The following is a 15,754-nucleotide window of genomic DNA, read 5'->3' as shown; positions in this document are numbered from 1 at the left end:
GGGCTGGACTACGCTCGTTGGCGATGATCGAGAAAATTCTGCCTGCTGGTGTGGCCTCGGCCGAGCTGTTGGAGTACCCGGAGGAGCTGACGGCGCATCCTGCGGAGGAGCATCTCATCGCGAAGTCGGTGGAGAAGCGGCGTCGGGACTTCATCGGAGCCCGGCATTGCGCGCGACTCGCGTTGGCGGAGCTCGGCGAGCCGCCGGTGGCCATCGGTAAAGGGGAGCGGGGTGCGCCGGTGTGGCCGCGCGGCATCGTCGGGAGCCTGACGCACACCGAGGGGTATCGGGCGGCGGCGCTGGCGCACAAGCTGCGGTTCCGGTCTGTCGGGATCGATGCGGAACCGCATGGTCCGCTGCCCGAGGGCGTGCTGGATTCGGTGAGCCTGCCGCCGGAGCGAGAGTGGCTCACCAGCGCGAGCCCCCTCGTTGCCGTGCATCTCGACCGACTGCTGTTCTGTGCCAAGGAAGCCACCTACAAGGCATGGTGGCCGCTGACGGCGCGTTGGCTCGGCTTCGAGGACGCGCACATCACCTTCACCGTCGACGAGAGCTCCGACGGTGCCGGTACCGGTACCTTCCACAGCGAGCTGCTGGTGCCAGGGCAGACCAATGACGGTGGCGTGCCGTTGACCTCCTTCGACGGTCGCTGGATGATCGGCGACGGGCTCATCCTCACCGCGATTGTGCACGGCTGATGGCCGGCTCGACGGTGCGTCCCGATGTGCTCGGTGGTCTGCTGATCGTGGACAAAGACGGCGGCTGGACCAGCCACGATGTGGTAGCGAAGTGTCGGAAGCTGTTGCGCACCAAGAAGGTCGGTCACGCGGGCACATTGGACCCGATGGCCACCGGGGTGCTCGTGCTCGGCGTGGAGCGCACCACCAAGCTGCTCGGGCTGCTCACCCTCACCACCAAGGCCTACACTGCGACCATTCGCCTCGGCCAGGCCACCACCACCGACGACGCCGAGGGCGAGGTGCTCGCGACGACACCGGCGAACCACCTGTCCGATGGCGAAATTGCCACGGCCACAGCGGAACTGACCGGCAATATCGAACAGGTGCCTGCCACCGTCAGCGCGATCAAGGTGAACGGCGAACGCGCCTACGCGCGCCATCGCGCCGGTGAGGACGTGCAGCTCGCCGCCCGCCCCGTGACGGTGTCCCGCTTCGATGTGCTGGCCCGCCACGATATTTCGGACGGCGATTTCGTAGACCTCGACGTCGAAGTCGAATGCTCGTCGGGCACCTACGTGCGCGCGCTGGCCCGCGACCTCGGTGCCGCTCTCGGCGTCGGTGGACACCTGACCGTGTTGCGCCGCACCCGAGTCGGTCCCTTCACTCTCGAACATGCACGCACCCTGGACGAATTGGCGCTCGCCGCGGAAGCCGACACCCCGCTGCTGAGCTTGGGCGTGGACGACGCCGTCCGGACCGCCTTTCCACACCGCACGATCAGCGCGCAGGAGGCCGAGTCGCTGCGCGACGGGCGTTGGCTCGAGCCGATCGGCATCAAGGGTGTACATGCCGCGCTCACCGAGGACGGAACAGCCATTGCGCTGCTGGAGGAGAGCGGTAAACGCGCTGCCTCGGTGATGGTCGTGCGTCCGCGCGGGTTGGTCGACTGAATCGTGCCCGTGCTGTCGGACTACACCAATGTCTACGACACGGCGCTGAATATTCTGTGAGACAGGGATATCAGCTGTAGTTCGACCCGGCCAGCGAGAGGTTCGGTGCCGAGAAGGATTGCAGGGATGTTTTCGCCGACAGTCCGTCGGCACTGCTGGGCATGGTGGGAATCCATGAATGGACCCGGCCGCCGTCATATCGCGAATGCTGGTGGCGTCATGAGCCTGTCCGCATGTATGGCGAGCTCCCCGCCGCGTCCGAACCGTATCGTCGGCTGTCGAGAAGCCCTGAGCCGAGTTCGATTCGGGCCGCTGCGGATATGCGATGTCCGAGCCCGACTGCTGCCGATCACTCGTCCCGGGCGCCGAGAACGGGTTCGAGTGCGCCGAGCAGTGCGCCGATGCAGACCTCACGGAGTTCGGCGCGGGAGAAGGCGCGGTTTTCCAGCCACTCGATCGATAGCACGCGGACGAAGGTGAGCCAGCTCATCAGGATGGCGGAGGTGGTATCCCGGGTGGCGCCTTCGACGCCGATCACCTCGAGCAGTCGGTGGCGTAGCTCGCCGAGTTCGCCGGTGATGATGGCCTGGATGGTGGGGTCGCCCGCGAGCACCTTGTTGGCGGTGATCACTGTTGTGCCGTTGGCCTCGAAGTAGTCGAAGTGGGCGTCCAGGCCCGCTGAGAGTTGTTCTCGCAGTGGGGTTTCGGTATCGAGTTTCGTTGCCACGAGCAGCCGGTCCGCGGCTAGCTGATAGACCCCCGCGAAGAGATCTCTCTTGGTGGGGAAATGCCGGTAGAGCAGGGCCCGCGACACCCCTGCTGCGGTCGCGACGTCTTCCATCAGCACGGTGTCGTACGCGCGTTCGGCGAACAGCTTCGCACCGGCGTCCAGCAGTAGGCGGCGGCGTTCGTCGGGGGAGAGGCGGCGGCGGGTGGGCACCGTGTGAGCTTAGTTGACGTTTGTCTACTAAGCGTCGTAGGGTCGGGCTTAGTAGACAAACGTCTACTAGTTGGCTCATCGCCCGAAGGTCGTAGTGTGCCAGCGCTAAACGCCCCGCACATCCGGGAGGAATTTCATGACCGCCGTACTCAAATGGCTCACGATGGCAATGGGTGTCGCGTGTGTGGCGATCGGGTTCTTTCACCTGGGATTCGGCATCGATGGCATCCCGGACATGGGTTCCTCCGGCGTGACCGCCGACAGCCAGACTCGATTCTTCGGCGCGATCTTCGTCGGTTACGGCGTCGTGTGGATCTGGGCCGCACGGCAGTCGCCGATCTCGGCGGTGGCGATCCGCTGGCTCGCCGGAATCTTCCTGCTCGGCGCTGTCGGACGCGGGATATCGCTGGCCGTCTACGGCTGGCCGCACTGGTTCCAGATCGTGCTCACCGCGATCGAGCTTGTGCTCCCGCCCGTGTTCTTTGTGCTGTCCAGGGGCGAGGAAACGCGCTTCGAGCGCGACACTCGCGGCGTCACGGCTCCGGCCTGAGCCGGAGGGGGCGACATGGACTGCGGGGTCTCGGGATCCGCTGCTCGAATTCAGGTAGTCCCCGCAGCTCGCAGCGGACATCGGCTGACGACCACCAGACTGCTGGACGTGGTCACGTCGCCGCAGTCGGGGACCTGCGCGGCAGCTCGCGGGCGATCCAGAATTCTCCGGTGATGTGGCCGGAGTTCACCTGCCTCAGCCGAGCACAAATCGCCCGCGATGCCGTCGGCTCCGATGCGCACCGCGATGTAGCGGCTGCGGGCGTAGCGAGTGGCAGGCTTGTGCCTCCTGCGCCGCTCGCCCGGACAGGCTCCGGCACAACGGAATCCGTAGAGTGGCCAGTGACCGGACGCGGGCACTCGGGATCGGCGGCGGTGGGAAGGCATGGGCAATGAGTGAACGACCGGTCGACACTTTCGAACTGTGGGATCGTGATGGCGACGGGCTGGTTTCGGTGGACGACATCACCGAGGGCATCCGCGCCCTCGGACTGGACGTCGATGCCGAGGCGATCGAACGCCTGGTCGCGGCCGCCGACACCAACGGCGACTTCCTGGTCTCCAAGGCCGAATTCGACGCCGCTCTCGTCGCAGGCCGCATAGAGGTCACCGACGCCGACGCCGCCTTCCGCGTCTTCGACACCAACGGCGACGGTCAAATCTCTGTCGACGAACTCGAATCCCTGATCCGCCATGTCGGTGCGGGCCGCATCGACGAACCAGCCGTATCCCTCCTGGCCGCCGCCGACACCAACGGCGACGGCTACCTTTCGCTCCCAGAATTTCGAGCCCTCCTCGACTTCCTCTCCCGCTGACAGCGGCGGTCCTGTTCTGTTACGTCGGTCGCGCTAGTCGTGGTGCTGTGCTGACCCAGGCGGTCGTGCCAGCCGCAGTGTAGGTAGCCCATCAGGTCGGGTGTAGGTCCCGGAACGGACCGGACTGCGACCTTGCGTATGAGGGTTGACCTGGGTTAACTCCGGCTGCCGTCCGGGCGATAGTTCAGATGTCAGGAGGCACGATCGATCGGAAGGCCGATGGCAATGGGGATGCGTGTCGTTCAGCGGGCAATGGTCTGCGCCGCGGTGGTCGTGGCCGCCGTTGCTTGCGGTGCTGGCAATGAATCGTCAGTGTCATCGCGCGGGGGTTCGGTAGCGGTGACGAGTACGGGCACAGCGCCGGGGTCGACGACCCATCCGGGCGCGCCGCAGGGAACCACTATTCCCTCCCTGGCCGCACCCGAGGCGCCGCCGATCTTCCCACCTCCGGACAACTCGGCGTTGGTCATCAAGACGCTGACCGTATCCGGCGGCGCAGTTCCGAACGTGCCGGTGGCGGTTCGACTAATACAGCCGTGTGACCCTGCGCGGCGTGACATTCCGGTCGGCGAGACGGCCGAGACGCGGCAATGGACCGGGACCACGGACGGGAACGGCACCACCACCTTCGCCGTCCCGGTCGGCTGCTACCTGTTCACCATGCAACCGCCGCCAGGATCGTCGCCGGTGCCCGAGGGCATGCACAGCGCCTTCGTGACCGCACCCGGCCAGATCGTGTCCGGCGTACTGCGATTCGAAGATCCGGTGCCGCCACCGTGCACCGCGGAAGCGATCGTCGACGACCTCGACGCTCCGCCATACCTCGCCGCCGCCCCGGCCGCGGTTTCCGATTGCGAGGGCGGCTGGGCGGTCATCGTCTGGAATGTCCCCGGCGACTCCCAGCGCATCGTCGTCCACAACCCGGACGGCTGGACCACCTACGTCGGCTTCCCACACGACACCTGCTGGACCGAAGCCCTCGCCGACGGCGTCCCCGCTCGTCTGCAGCGCTACTTCCCACCGTGCTGAGGGCCGCTGGCTGCCCGCAGCGGAACCCGAGCATCTCCTCGCCCAACGCCTGCGTGCAGGTCGCGAGATGTCTTCCTGCAAGAGCATTTTCATTGCGGGGCGCCGGGCATCTTCATCCGTGTGATGTGAGAGAAGGCTGCGGTCCCCGAGTAGACCTCCGGCACGGACAGATCAACAGAAAGATCGAGAAGCCCCAGCTGCGGAGACGGGTCACGCATTGGCGCTGCCACGAGGGCACCGTATCGGCTCTTGCGTTGTCCCAGAGGTGCTTTCGTCGAAGCAGCGCTGAGGGGGCCCGGTGGGTGCGCGGTCAGTCGGTGGTGGTGAGCCAGATGGCCTGGGCGGCGGGGCTGCCGAGGTCGATGGTGCGGTCCTCGATGCGGATGGCGATGGTGCCTGCGAAGTCGCGACGTTCCACGACGGCGATCGGTGTGTCGAGGGCGATGCCGACGGAGTCGAAGTAGCGCAGCATGTCGGGATCGGCATCGGAGATGCGGGCGACGCGGCCGGATTCGGCGGCCGCGAAGTCACTGAGCTGGCGGGCCGGTGGGGTGGGGACGGCGCCGTCGACCGAGGGGATGGGGTCACCGTGCGGGTCGCGGTCCGGGAAGCCGAGTTTGGCGTCGATACGGGCCATCAGGAGTTCGGAGACGGCGTGCTCGAGCACCTCGGCCTCGTCGTGCACCTCGTCCCAGCCGTAGCCCAGCTCACTGACCAGGAACGTTTCGATCAGCCGGTGCCTGCGCACCATGGCGATGGCCGCGAGGCGGCCGTCCTCGGTGAGCGTGATGGAGCCGTAGCGAGCGTGTTCTACCAGACCTTGATCGGCGAGTTTGCGGACCGCCTCGGAGACGGTGGAGGCCGAAACGCCGATCCGCTCGGCCAGCAGCTTCGTCGACACCTTCTCCTGCGACCACTCCTGCGCGGTCCAGATCACCTTGAGGTAGTCCTGAGCCACCGACGAGAGCACCGGCGCCATCGTCACGGTGCTGCCGTGCGGTTCACCGTGCGTCGGGCCGCCTGCCTGCTGCGCGGCATCTCTGAGCTGCGCCGAGGTGTCGGCCAGCTCGCGTCGGGTGGCGATATCTCGTTTACCGGGCACATACCCGAGCTTAGGCATATGCCTGCCGAATCACACATCGCGCCGCACGGGCGAACGCCGTATTCACCCTCCGTATACGACACCGGAAGCGTTGTGTGACATCGGGGCCTCACGCTGCCCCGACTACGCAGGATGGGCGGCTACCTTTCGGATTTGCTGCGGCTCGATGCCTGCTTCGGCTGGGCTGCGCCGGATGCGGCTACCTCCGGCTTGTTACGGCTCGGCTTGGACTCCGTCGGGTTGGGTGCGAACAGTGGCTACCTTCAGCTCCGCTCCCGCACTGTGCGCCGGGCCGAGCCGGACTCCGTCGGGCTGGTTGAGATCGGCGGCTGCCCCCGGCGTTGCTCCGGCTCGGGCTGGATTTCGATGGGACTGCGTCGGGTTGTGTGAGATCGGTGGCTGTCTCGGGCTTTGCTCCGGCTCTGCACGGACTTCGGTCGGACTGTGTTCGGCTGTGCAAGATAGGCTGCGGACTGTGCAGAGATGGCGAAGTCTCGACGAGGTGCCCGCGGACTGGGGGCGGTGTGTACTCACGATCGGTGTGTTCGACGGTGTGCACCGCGGTCACGCGCAGCTGATCAGCCGGGCCGTGAAGGCCGCTGCCGCGCGCGGTGTTCCCGCGGTGCTGATGACCTTCGACCCGCACCCCATGGAGGTGGTGCGCCCCGGCTCGCATCCTGCGCAGCTGACCACGTTGACCCGGCGGGCGGAGTTGGCCGAGGAACTCGGTGTCGATGTGTTCTGTGTCATACCGTTCACCCAGGAATTCATGAAGCTGACACCGGCCCGCTATGTGCACGATCTGCTGGTCGAGCGGCTGCACGTGGTCGAGGTGGTGGTGGGGGACAATTTCACCTTCGGCAAGAAGGCCGCAGGCACCATCGACACCATGCGCGAGCTCGGTGATCGGTTCGGTTTCGAGGTCGACGGTGTGAAGCTGATCGGCGAGCACGCGGTCACCTTCTCCTCCACCTACATTCGTGCCTGCGTCGACGCGGGCGATATGGGCGCGGCCGCCGAAGCGCTCGGCAGGCCACACCGTGTCGAGGGCGTTGTGGTGCACGGCGACGGACGCGGCAAGCAACTCGGTTTTCCCACCGCGAATGTCGCGCCGCCGATGCACGCGGCGATCCCCGCCGACGGCGTGTACGCGGGCTGGTTCACCGTGCTGGGCCCCGGTCCGACCATCGGCACGGTGACACCGGGCGAGCGTGCGATGGCCGCGATCTCGGTCGGCACCAACCCCACTTTCTCCGGCCGCGCCAGGACGGTCGAGGCGTACGTGCTCGACGGCGAGGCCGATCTCTATGGTCAGCATGTCGCGGTGGACTTCGTGGAGCACCTGCGTGGGATGCGCAAGTTCGATTCGATCGAAGAGCTGCTCGAAGCGATGGGTCGCGACGTGGACAACGCCCGAAAGGTGCTCGGCGCCACCGACACGGCGACAGCGCCCGAGGCCTGAGCGACCGCGATTCGGTTCACCGGAATTCATCCGGTAAGGTGGATCCTCGGGTTTGCTGCGGTCCGCGGTGGCGCCCAGCCGGGCAACCGGATTCCGAGCGCGGGACTGAGAAATAGGAGTGGATGCCCCATGGCACTGACCACCGAACAGAAGTCGGCAATTCTCGCCGAGTACGGCCTGCACGAGAAGGACACCGGTTCGCCGGAGGCCCAGATCGCGCTGCTGTCCAAGCGGATCTCCGACCTCACCGAGCACCTGAAGGTGCACAAGCACGATCACCACACGCGCCACGGCCTGCTCGCGCTGATCGGCCGTCGTCGTCGCCTCTCGAAGTACCTGCAGAAGAGCGACATCGCGCGTTACCGTTCCCTCATCGAGCGTCTCGGCCTGCGTCGCTGATCGCTCGACACACCGGCTACCGGAGGTAGTCGGCGAACCCGCCAACGGGGAGGCATACAATCTCCCCGTTGGCTATTTGTGTATGAGGGGTAAAAGTTGTCGCGACTGCTTGTAGGTTGCTAAAGACAGCATCACCCATCTACACGACAACATTGCACAGCCGTATGCACCCGCCGCGTGGCGTCGGTCTTCGGTAGTGGCCTCCCGGCAGGTGAAACTCCGCCGGCGGGCTTCGATCGATGACCGCCTCCGCGTCGCCGAATCCAAGGGGATCTGGCCGGGTGCGCGCGTTGCAGCCAGGAGGGTTGCCGCGCGCCCGTATCCGGTACGGCTGACGAATAGCCGAGTCGCGCCCATGACGCGCTCGACTCGGCGAAGACGAGAGGTTGAGAGAAGAAAATGACCGAAACAACTGAACGCACGTCCTCGGCCGTAGAGGTCGAACCCGGTGTGTTCGAGTCTGTCGCGCTGATCGACAACGGCAGCTACGGCACCCGCACCATCCGCTTCGAGACCGGCCGTCTGGCCCGTCAGGCCGCAGGCTCGGTCGTCGCGTACCTGGACGACGAAACCATGCTGTTGTCGGCGACCACCGCGGGCAAGCACCCCAAAGACCAGTTCGACTTCTTCCCGCTGACGGTGGACGTCGAGGAGCGGATGTACGCCGCTGGTCGCATCCCCGGCTCGTTCTTCCGTCGCGAGGGCCGGCCGTCTACCGACGCGATCCTGACCTGCCGCCTGATCGACCGGCCGCTGCGTCCGTCGTTCGTCGACGGCCTGCGCAACGAGATCCAGGTCGTCGTCACCGTGATGAGCCTGGATCCCAATGATCTCTACGACGTGGTGGCCATCAACGCCGCGTCCGCGTCCACCCAGATCGCGGGTCTGCCGTTCTCCGGTCCGGTCGGCGGCGTGCGTGTCGCGCTGATCGAGGGCCAGTGGGTCGCGTTCCCGACTGTCGAGCAGCTCGAGGGCGCCGTGTTCGACATGGTTGTCGCGGGCCGCGTCGTCGAGTCCGGCGATGTCGCGATCATGATGGTCGAGGCCGAGGCCACCGACAAGGTCATCGCGCTGATCGAGGGTGGCGCGACCGCGCCGACCGAGGCCGTTGTGGCCGAGGGTCTCGAGGCTGCGAAGCCGTTCATCGCTCGCCTGTGCAAGGCGCAGCAGGACCTCGCGTCGCGGGCGGCCAAGCCGACCGGCGAGTTCCCGCTGTTCCCGCCGTATGAGGCCGATGTCTACGAGGCCGTCGAGGGCACCGCCAAGCGTGAGCTGGGCGAGGCGCTGTCGATCGCCGACAAGCAGCAGCGCGAGGACAAGATCGACGAGATCAAGGTCGACGTGCTCGCTCGCCTCGGCGACGACTTCGTCGGTCGTGAGAAGGAGCTGGGCGCCGCATTCCGTTCGGTTACCAAGAAGCTTGTCCGTCAAAGGATTCTGTCGGACGGCTTCCGCATCGACGGTCGCGGTCTCGCCGACATCCGTGCACTCTCCGCCGAGGTCGCCGTGGTGCCGCGGGCGCACGGTTCGGCTCTGTTCGAGCGTGGCGAGACCCAGATCCTGGGTGTCACCACCCTGGACATGGTGAAGATGGCGCAGCAGGTCGACTCGCTCGGCCCGGAGACCAGCAAGCGCTACATGCACCACTACAACTTCCCGCCGTTCTCGACCGGTGAGACCGGTCGCGTCGGTTCGCCGAAGCGCCGCGAAATTGGCCACGGCGCGCTCGCGGAGCGGGCCCTGATGCCGGTGCTGCCGAGCCAGGAAGAGTTCCCCTACGCCATCCGTCAGGTGTCGGAGGCGTTGTCCTCCAACGGTTCCACCTCGATGGGCTCGGTCTGCGCCTCGACCTTGTCGCTGCTCAACGCCGGTGTGCCGCTGAAGGCACCGGTCGCCGGTATCGCCATGGGCCTGGTGTCCGACACCGTCAAGAACGACAAGGGCGAAGACGAGGTCCGTTACGTCGCGCTGACCGACATCCTCGGCGCCGAGGATGCCTTCGGCGACATGGACTTCAAGGTCGCGGGCACCAGTGAGTTCGTCACCGCGCTGCAGCTGGACACCAAGCTCGACGGCATCCCCTCGCAGGTGCTCGCCGGTGCGCTGGCCCAGGCGCACGACGCACGCACCACCATCCTGGAGGTCATGGCCGAGGCCATCGCCACCCCGGACGAGATGAGCCAGTACGCGCCGCGCGTCACCGCGATCAAGATCCCGGTCGACAAGATCGGTGAGGTCATCGGCCCCAAGGGCAAGGTGATCAACCAGATCACCGAGGAGACCGGCGCCAACATCTCGATCGAAGATGACGGCACCGTCTACGTCGGTGCGACCAACGGCCCTGCGGCGCAGGCGGCGATCGACATGATCAACGCCATCGCGAACCCGCAGCTGCCGAAGGTCGGCGAGCGCTTCCTCGGCACGGTCGTCAAGACCACTGCCTTCGGCGCGTTCGTCTCGCTGCTGCCGGGCCGTGACGGCCTGGTCCACATCTCCAAGCTGGGCAACGGCAAGCGCGTCGCCAAGGTCGAGGACGTGGTCAACGTCGGCGACAAGCTGCGCGTGGAGATCGCCGACATCGACAACCGCGGCAAGATCTCGCTGGTGCCGGTCGACGAGAATGCTGACGAGCCTGCCGCTGACGACACCGTTGATGCGGGCGCGGCGGAGACCGAGTAGTACTTGTCTTTGTGACGAAGAAGAAGACGGCAACCCCTCTGCTCCGCGGCGAGCAGGGGGGTTCGTCACTAGAGCTGCGAGCGGACAATGCGCGGATGACCGACTCGGGTGTGCGGCGCACTGTATTGCCCGGCGGACTGCGCGTGGTCACTGAGCACGTGCCCGGTGTGCGTTCGGCCTCGATCGGCGTGTGGGTCGGCGTCGGTTCGCGCGATGAGGGACACACCGTCGCCGGTGCCGCGCACTTTCTGGAACACCTGCTGTTCAAGGCGACTCCGACGCGATCGGCGCTGGACATCGCCCAGGCGATGGATGCCGTCGGTGGGGAGCTCAACGCGTTCACCGCGAAGGAGCAGACCTGCTACTACGCGCATGTGATCGACGAGGACCTGCCACTGGCCGTCGACATGGTCTCCGACGTGGTGCTCAACGGCCTGTGCCGAGCATCCGACGTGGACGTGGAACGACAGGTGGTGCTCGAGGAAATCGCTATGCGCGACGACGATCCGGAGGATCTGGTCGGCGACGCGTTCCTCACCGCGCTGTTCGGCGATCATCCGCTCGGACGGCCGGTGATCGGTTCCATCGAGTCCATCGAATCGATGCAGGCCGCGCAGTTGCGCGGGTTCCACTTGCGTCGCTACCGGCCGGATCGGATGGTCGTCGCGGTGGCCGGCAATGTCGAGCACGAGCACACGGTGGAGCTGGTGCACCGTGCGTTCACCGATCGGCTCGATCCGGCTGCCGTACCCGCGCCGCGGCGAGAGGGGCGGTTCCGGCCGCAGAGCGTGCCGGGACTGCAACGGAGTCACCGCGACAGCGAACAGGCGCACCTGACGTTCGGCGTGCGCGCCTTCGGACGGCACGAGGGTGAGCAGCGTTGGCCGCTGTCGGTCCTCAACACCGTGGTCGGTGGCGGGTTGAGTTCCCGTCTGTTCCAACGGATTCGGGAGGAACGTGGGCTGGCGTACTCGGTGTACTCGAGTGTCGACACCTTTGCCGATACCGGAGCGTTCTCGGTGTATATCGGTTGTCAGCCAGAGAATCTAGGCAAGGTGGCGTCGCTGGCCCGCGGTGTGCTGGAAGCTGTTGCCGCCGACGGGATCACCGATGCCGAGTGTGCGCGGGCAAAGGGATCGCTGCGCGGCGGTCTGGTGCTCGGTCTGGAGGATTCCGCATCCAGGATGAACCGGATCGGTCGCAGCGAACTCAGTTACGGCAACCATCGGAGTGTGTCGGAAACGTTGGCGCGGATCGACGCGGTGACCACCAAGGAGGTGTCGGCGATCGCGGCCACGCTGTTGGCCAGGCCCTTCGGCGCTTCGGTCGCCGGGCCTTACCGTCGTACCCGCGAATTGCCCGCTTCCGTACGCCGTTTGGTCGACGGCTGACGGATTGATAGCCGGGCAGGCCGAGCGCCGGCGGGCTGTCGTCAGGCTCCGCGGGCGCGATTGGCGGCGTCGACGATCGAGGGGAGTACGCCGGGAAGCGCGGTTTCCAGGTCTTCGGTGCGCAGCCGCTGGCAGGTTTGACCGTCGATAATCAGTCGTTCGATGACGCCCGCTTCGCGCAGAATCTTGAAGTGGTGCGTTGCAGTCGACTTGTTGATCACCTCGTAGAGCGCGGCGCACCGCATGGCGTTGCCTGCGTTGCTCAGGCGGCGCACCATCTCGAGCCGTACCGGGTCCTGCAGCGCGCCGAGCACCGTGGCCAGGGCCGCCACCGGCGGTGCTCCGGTCTCCGAGGCCGGTTCCTTAGCTCCGGTCATGATCTGCCTCACTGGTGGGTTTGACGATCATCATACCGGATGTAGGCTGATCAAGTTCGATGAGGATCAAACTTACCTGATGGGAGCTGCGATGGCAGCGACAATGGTGGCCGCCGACGAACAGACTTCACAACGCTGGGCCTATGCGCTGGTCCTGGCAGCCAGCGGCGTAGCGCTCGGCGTCTCGGGGGTCCCCGCGCCCCTCTATGGCATCTACGAGAAGGAGTGGCACCTCTCGCCGCTCACCACGACCATTGTTTTCGCCGTGTACGCGGTCGCCGCGCTCGGCGCGGTGCTGGTGTCGGGCCGGATCTCCGATGTCGTCGGGCGCAAGCCGGTGCTGCTCGGCGCGATTGCCACCATGATCGTCGGACTCGTGGTCTTCGTGCTGGCCGATTCGGTGCCGATGCTGTTGTTGGCTCGCGCGCTGCACGGCATAGCGGTCGGCTCGACGGTGGTGGCGGGCGCGGCGGCGCTGCTGGATTTACGGCCCACGCGGGGCGCGCGGTCCGGACAGCTCAGTGGTGCTGTGTTCAATCTCGGTATGGCCGTGGCGATTCTGGGTTCGGCGCTGCTGGCTCAATACGCGCCGAATCCACTGCGCACGCCCTATGTCGTCGTCACCGTGGTCTGCTTGATCATTGGTGTCGGCGTGCTTGCGCTGAACGAGCCGCACAACGCCCGGGTCGCCGGTCGGATCAGGATCGCCAAACCGGCTGTCCCACAAGAGATTAGTGGCGACTTCTGGTTTTCGGCGATCGGTGTGATGGCGGCATGGTCGGTGCTCGGTGTGCTGCTGTCGCTGTACCCTTCGCTGGCCGCGCAGAAAACCGGCATCCACAACTTGGTGTTCGGTGGTGCGGTGGTCGCTTCGACCGCGCTGTCCGGTGCGGCCACGCAGCTGTTCGCGACCGGAGTTCCGGCGCGCAGGGCCGCGATCCTCGGCGACACCGGCATGGCGATCGCGTTGGTGCTCACCGTGCCCGCCCTCGGTAGTCACAACTGGGTGGTTGTCCTCGGTGCCGGCGTGCTGCTCGGCGCGACCTTCGGCCTCGGGTTCGGCGGCTCGCTGCGCCACCTGTCCGAGGTTGTGCCGCAGCACAAGCGCGGCGAAACGATGTCGGCGTACTACCTGCTCGCCTACTCCGCCATGGCGCTGCCGACCATCCTGGCCGGATGGGCAGCGACCACCTGGGGCCTGACCACGGTGTTCCCGTGGTTCGTCGGCGTGGTTGCCCTCGCCTGCCTGGTGGCCGCGGGCTTGGGCCTACGACGAAACCGGGAAGCGCGGCAAACAGCGGCGTGAGCGAAGCGGGTCGCCGTGGCAGCCGGGCTGCGGGGACCCACTTCGACTGTCAATATCCGAAGTCGTCTGCGACGAATTGGGCGTCACCGTCGGATCTGTGTCGGCCTTGCTGCACCAAACGGCGGCAGCGATGTGCAACGCAAAGTGAGCCCGCGACCGGCTTGCCTCTGGATCGGCTTATCGTCACCACTTCGCTCACGGGCGTCGGCGCAGCTCGGTCATGCCGTCAGATGCAAAGATGAGCACGCCTATGTCCTCGGGCCGTCGGTGCGGATGATCAGCTTTTCGCCCTGCTCGCCGTTGTACTCGCCGAATACATGGTCGATGTCGTCGCTGACGAATCCTTCGTGCTCGAGCAGATTTGCGGTGTCGAGAGGGGCCGGCACGGTATGCGCGGTCGGTTCATTTGATCAGTAGCCGTTGGGTAGCTGACGCGTAGAATGGCCGGAGATCCGTCGTCTGTCCCACTTGCGCCGGCACTGGATCGGTGCACTTCGCGAAAGAGGCGCTCGTGATGTCGCCTGTTGCTTTTCTTGCTCCGATTCTGTCCGCTGCCGCGATCCTGGCGGGCGCTGCCGCGATGGCCGCCCAAGGTGCTGAACCTGAGTCCGGGGTAGCCGCCGCACCCTACGTCCGCGGCGCCGAGGCCACCGAGCTTCTTCCCGCGGCCGACCACCCGAAGGGGCCCGACTTCCCGACGCCGCCCATCCCGACGCCGCCCTCCCCGCCGACGCCCGAATACCCGACCCCGCCCGCCTTCCCGACCCCGCCGCACCCGCACCACTAACCCGACACCCGAGGTCGCCGGGGCTGAGACTCGGTGGTGTCAGCGGGATCTCGAGCACGGGTCCTTGCGTCGGGCCACTTTGGATCGGGGCCACCGTGCGCACGACGAGAACTCACCCACTCAGTGCCAGGCCGATGCTGCTCACGCGAAAGCCGACCCGTCGCACCGGGCGTAGCGGTGAGCGGTTAGCGCCACGCAACCGGTGCAGACGACTTTCGAACATCCGTGCAGACGACTTCGGACATCGACCTGGACCGATGTATTCCACGCAGTACCGCGATTCCCGACTCCTGAGTTGTGTCCGGTATCGTTCTTTTTCGCGCCACGACGGCAGGACCAAGCCATCAGGGCGTGCATGCGGATGTAGCGCAGTGGTAGCGCATCACCTTGCCAAGGTGAGGGTCGCGGGTTCAAATCCCGTCATCCGCTCTCATGAGGTTCTAGCAGTCACATGCAGGCCGCATCTATCATCAGGCCGGACGCGGGATAGGTGGCCACCGTGCATTGAGTCCTGATATCAGCAGCTACCAAGAGCGGCCGGCACGATTATCACCAGTTCTCTTGCCTGCGAAGTTCGTTCGCGTTGGCGGCGTTGCGGTCACCGAACCTGTGTTGCCCGCGCCGCGATTCGACTACTGGCCGTCAATGCCAGCGAAATGCCAGCAGGGCCATATAGTCTCGGTCGTCGTATGCCATCGCATGTGAAGGAGATGACGAGCGAGATGAGAAAGCAAGCAGGAACGATCCGCTGCGGGTTGCTGGTGGCGATGCTGGGGACGGGGGAAGCATGAGGTTACTTGCGCACGTGGGGACCGCTATCGCCGGGACCGTTCTGGCCGCTGCAGCGGTTTCGATATCCAGTACCGCGGTCGCGAATGCCGACACGGTAGTAGGGGACCCGGCGAGCTACCTGGTCGGTGACACGGTGTATTTCAGCTACGGCAACATGGCGAATTGCGCCATCCGCCCGAACGGCGATGTCGGCTGTGACATCACCTCCGGCACGATGAACTGGAATGGCTTCCAGGTCGGCAATATTTCGATCGATCTGCCGTTTTTGCCCGCCCACCCGGCCTTCGGCCCGCTGGGCCAGCACGGTCGGCCGGGCAGCCTGCAGCTCAGTGGCGGCCGGCCCGCTCCGGGTACGGCCTATGGGCCGGATGCCAGCATCACCTACGCCGGCGTGACATGCGTCGGCAGCGGCTTCCGTGCCGAGGTGTCGTGTAGTTCGAAAGGTCACAGCTTCAGCTTCGGGTTCACTTCCGGCTACAACTGACGGTATCGAGCA

16 protein-coding genes and 1 tRNA gene are annotated in these 15,754 nt (G+C 66.1%); 13 read left to right on the top strand and 4 right to left on the bottom strand.

The features are described 5' to 3' along the window. The first annotated feature begins 23 nt into the window (after positions 1 to 23). Entirely contained in the window at positions 24 to 698 is a 675-nt protein-coding gene (gene npt / locus OHQ90_RS31775) for a 4'-phosphopantetheinyl transferase Npt (protein ID WP_328403796.1), read from the top strand. Next, positions 698 to 1,630, top strand: coding sequence for a tRNA pseudouridine(55) synthase TruB (gene truB, locus OHQ90_RS31770; protein ID WP_328403794.1), 933 nt, complete (start codon positions 698 to 700; stop codon positions 1,628 to 1,630). The genes npt and truB overlap by 1 nt, the downstream gene beginning before the upstream one ends. Before the next feature lie 349 nt (positions 1,631 to 1,979). Here the strand turns inward: truB and OHQ90_RS31765 are convergent, their stop codons facing one another. Continuing rightward, positions 1,980 to 2,570, bottom strand: a complete 591-nt coding sequence (locus OHQ90_RS31765) for a TetR/AcrR family transcriptional regulator (protein WP_328403792.1) — start codon at positions 2,568 to 2,570, stop codon at positions 1,980 to 1,982. A 136-nt stretch (positions 2,571 to 2,706) separates the two neighbouring features. On the opposite strand from OHQ90_RS31765, the gene OHQ90_RS31760 reads away from it, so the two are divergent. From OHQ90_RS31760 to OHQ90_RS31750, 3 genes are all read left to right on the top strand, one after another. After that, complete coding sequence (locus OHQ90_RS31760; protein ID WP_328403790.1) at positions 2,707 to 3,120, top strand: DUF4345 domain-containing protein; 414 nt, start codon at positions 2,707 to 2,709, stop codon at positions 3,118 to 3,120. 391 nt (positions 3,121 to 3,511) lie between these two features. Continuing rightward, positions 3,512 to 3,934 (top strand): EF-hand domain-containing protein, encoded by a 423-nt coding sequence (locus OHQ90_RS31755; RefSeq protein WP_328403788.1) that lies wholly within the window; start codon positions 3,512 to 3,514, stop codon positions 3,932 to 3,934. Between the two features lie 339 nt (positions 3,935 to 4,273). Then, entirely contained in the window at positions 4,274 to 4,963 is a 690-nt protein-coding gene (locus OHQ90_RS31750; RefSeq protein WP_328403786.1) for a hypothetical protein, read from the top strand. A gap of 310 nt (positions 4,964 to 5,273) precedes the next feature. Here the strand turns inward: OHQ90_RS31750 and OHQ90_RS31745 are convergent, their stop codons facing one another. After that, complete coding sequence (locus OHQ90_RS31745; RefSeq protein WP_328413227.1) at positions 5,274 to 5,942, bottom strand: metal-dependent transcriptional regulator; 669 nt, start codon at positions 5,940 to 5,942, stop codon at positions 5,274 to 5,276. 598 nt (positions 5,943 to 6,540) lie between these two features. On the opposite strand from OHQ90_RS31745, the gene OHQ90_RS31740 reads away from it, so the two are divergent. The 4 genes from OHQ90_RS31740 to OHQ90_RS31725 all read left to right on the top strand — a co-directional run bounded on the left by OHQ90_RS31740 (position 6,541) and on the right by OHQ90_RS31725 (position 11,996). Next, on the top strand, positions 6,541 to 7,527 hold the full coding sequence (locus OHQ90_RS31740) for a bifunctional riboflavin kinase/FAD synthetase (protein WP_328403784.1): 987 nt from the start codon (positions 6,541 to 6,543) through the stop codon (positions 7,525 to 7,527). Between the two features lie 129 nt (positions 7,528 to 7,656). Continuing rightward, positions 7,657 to 7,926, top strand: a complete 270-nt coding sequence (gene rpsO, locus OHQ90_RS31735; protein WP_328403782.1) for a 30S ribosomal protein S15 — start codon at positions 7,657 to 7,659, stop codon at positions 7,924 to 7,926. Positions 7,927 to 8,325: 399 nt separating this feature from the next. After that, entirely contained in the window at positions 8,326 to 10,605 is a 2,280-nt protein-coding gene (locus OHQ90_RS31730) for a polyribonucleotide nucleotidyltransferase (RefSeq protein WP_328403780.1), read from the top strand. Positions 10,606 to 10,700: 95 nt separating this feature from the next. Next, positions 10,701 to 11,996, top strand: a complete 1,296-nt coding sequence (locus OHQ90_RS31725; RefSeq protein ID WP_328403778.1) for a M16 family metallopeptidase — start codon at positions 10,701 to 10,703, stop codon at positions 11,994 to 11,996. A gap of 41 nt (positions 11,997 to 12,037) precedes the next feature. Here OHQ90_RS31725 and OHQ90_RS31720 read toward each other — a convergent pair whose 3' ends face one another. After that, positions 12,038 to 12,373, bottom strand: a complete 336-nt coding sequence (locus tag OHQ90_RS31720) for an ArsR/SmtB family transcription factor (RefSeq protein ID WP_328403776.1) — start codon at positions 12,371 to 12,373, stop codon at positions 12,038 to 12,040. 103 nt (positions 12,374 to 12,476) lie between these two features. Between OHQ90_RS31720 and OHQ90_RS31715 the strand changes: the two genes are divergently transcribed. Next, entirely contained in the window at positions 12,477 to 13,679 is a 1,203-nt protein-coding gene (locus OHQ90_RS31715; RefSeq protein ID WP_442941510.1) for an MFS transporter, read from the top strand. Between the two features lie 248 nt (positions 13,680 to 13,927). On the opposite strand, the gene OHQ90_RS31710 is transcribed toward OHQ90_RS31715, so the two are convergent. Next, positions 13,928 to 14,065: a hypothetical protein gene (locus OHQ90_RS31710; RefSeq protein WP_328403772.1), complete on the bottom strand. Its 138-nt coding sequence runs from the start codon at positions 14,063 to 14,065 to the stop codon at positions 13,928 to 13,930. A gap of 125 nt (positions 14,066 to 14,190) precedes the next feature. On the opposite strand from OHQ90_RS31710, the gene OHQ90_RS31705 reads away from it, so the two are divergent. The 3 genes from OHQ90_RS31705 (at position 14,191) to OHQ90_RS31695 (ending at position 15,742) form a co-directional block, all read left to right on the top strand. Then, positions 14,191 to 14,466 (top strand): hypothetical protein, encoded by a 276-nt coding sequence (locus OHQ90_RS31705; RefSeq protein ID WP_328403771.1) that lies wholly within the window; start codon positions 14,191 to 14,193, stop codon positions 14,464 to 14,466. Positions 14,467 to 14,823: 357 nt separating this feature from the next. Further along, positions 14,824 to 14,895: transfer RNA gene (locus tag OHQ90_RS31700), tRNA-Gly, on the top strand. A 376-nt stretch (positions 14,896 to 15,271) separates the two neighbouring features. Beyond that, positions 15,272 to 15,742, top strand: coding sequence for a hypothetical protein (locus OHQ90_RS31695; protein ID WP_328403769.1), 471 nt, complete (start codon positions 15,272 to 15,274; stop codon positions 15,740 to 15,742). The last annotated feature ends 12 nt before the right edge of the window (positions 15,743 to 15,754 follow it).

This window comes from Nocardia sp. NBC_00403, assembly GCF_036046055.1.
GTDB lineage: Bacteria > Actinomycetota > Actinomycetes > Mycobacteriales > Mycobacteriaceae > Nocardia.
The sequence above is the reverse complement of the archived record's forward strand: the minus strand, read 5'-3'. Positions and strand labels throughout refer to the sequence as shown.

Bases quoted from the DNA above. Each gene is read 5' to 3' on its own strand.
- rpsO (WP_328403782.1), top strand. From the start codon at position 7,657: ATGGCACTGACCACCGAACAGAAGTCGGCAATTCTCGCCGAGTACGGC.
- OHQ90_RS31745 (WP_328413227.1), bottom strand. From the start codon at position 5,942: ATGGCGCCGGTGCTCTCGTCGGTGGCTCAGGACTACCTCAAGGTGATC.
- OHQ90_RS31715 (WP_442941510.1), top strand. From the start codon at position 12,477: ATGGTGGCCGCCGACGAACAGACTTCACAACGCTGGGCCTATGCGCTG.
- OHQ90_RS31720 (WP_328403776.1), bottom strand. From the start codon at position 12,373: ATGACCGGAGCTAAGGAACCGGCCTCGGAGACCGGAGCACCGCCGGTG.
- OHQ90_RS31730 (WP_328403780.1), top strand. From the start codon at position 8,326: ATGACCGAAACAACTGAACGCACGTCCTCGGCCGTAGAGGTCGAACCC.
- OHQ90_RS31725 (WP_328403778.1), top strand. From the start codon at position 10,701: ATGACCGACTCGGGTGTGCGGCGCACTGTATTGCCCGGCGGACTGCGC.
- truB (WP_328403794.1), top strand. From the start codon at position 698: ATGGCCGGCTCGACGGTGCGTCCCGATGTGCTCGGTGGTCTGCTGATC.
- OHQ90_RS31755 (WP_328403788.1), top strand. From the start codon at position 3,512: ATGAGTGAACGACCGGTCGACACTTTCGAACTGTGGGATCGTGATGGC.
- npt (WP_328403796.1), top strand. From the start codon at position 24: ATGATCGAGAAAATTCTGCCTGCTGGTGTGGCCTCGGCCGAGCTGTTG.
- OHQ90_RS31760 (WP_328403790.1), top strand. From the start codon at position 2,707: ATGACCGCCGTACTCAAATGGCTCACGATGGCAATGGGTGTCGCGTGT.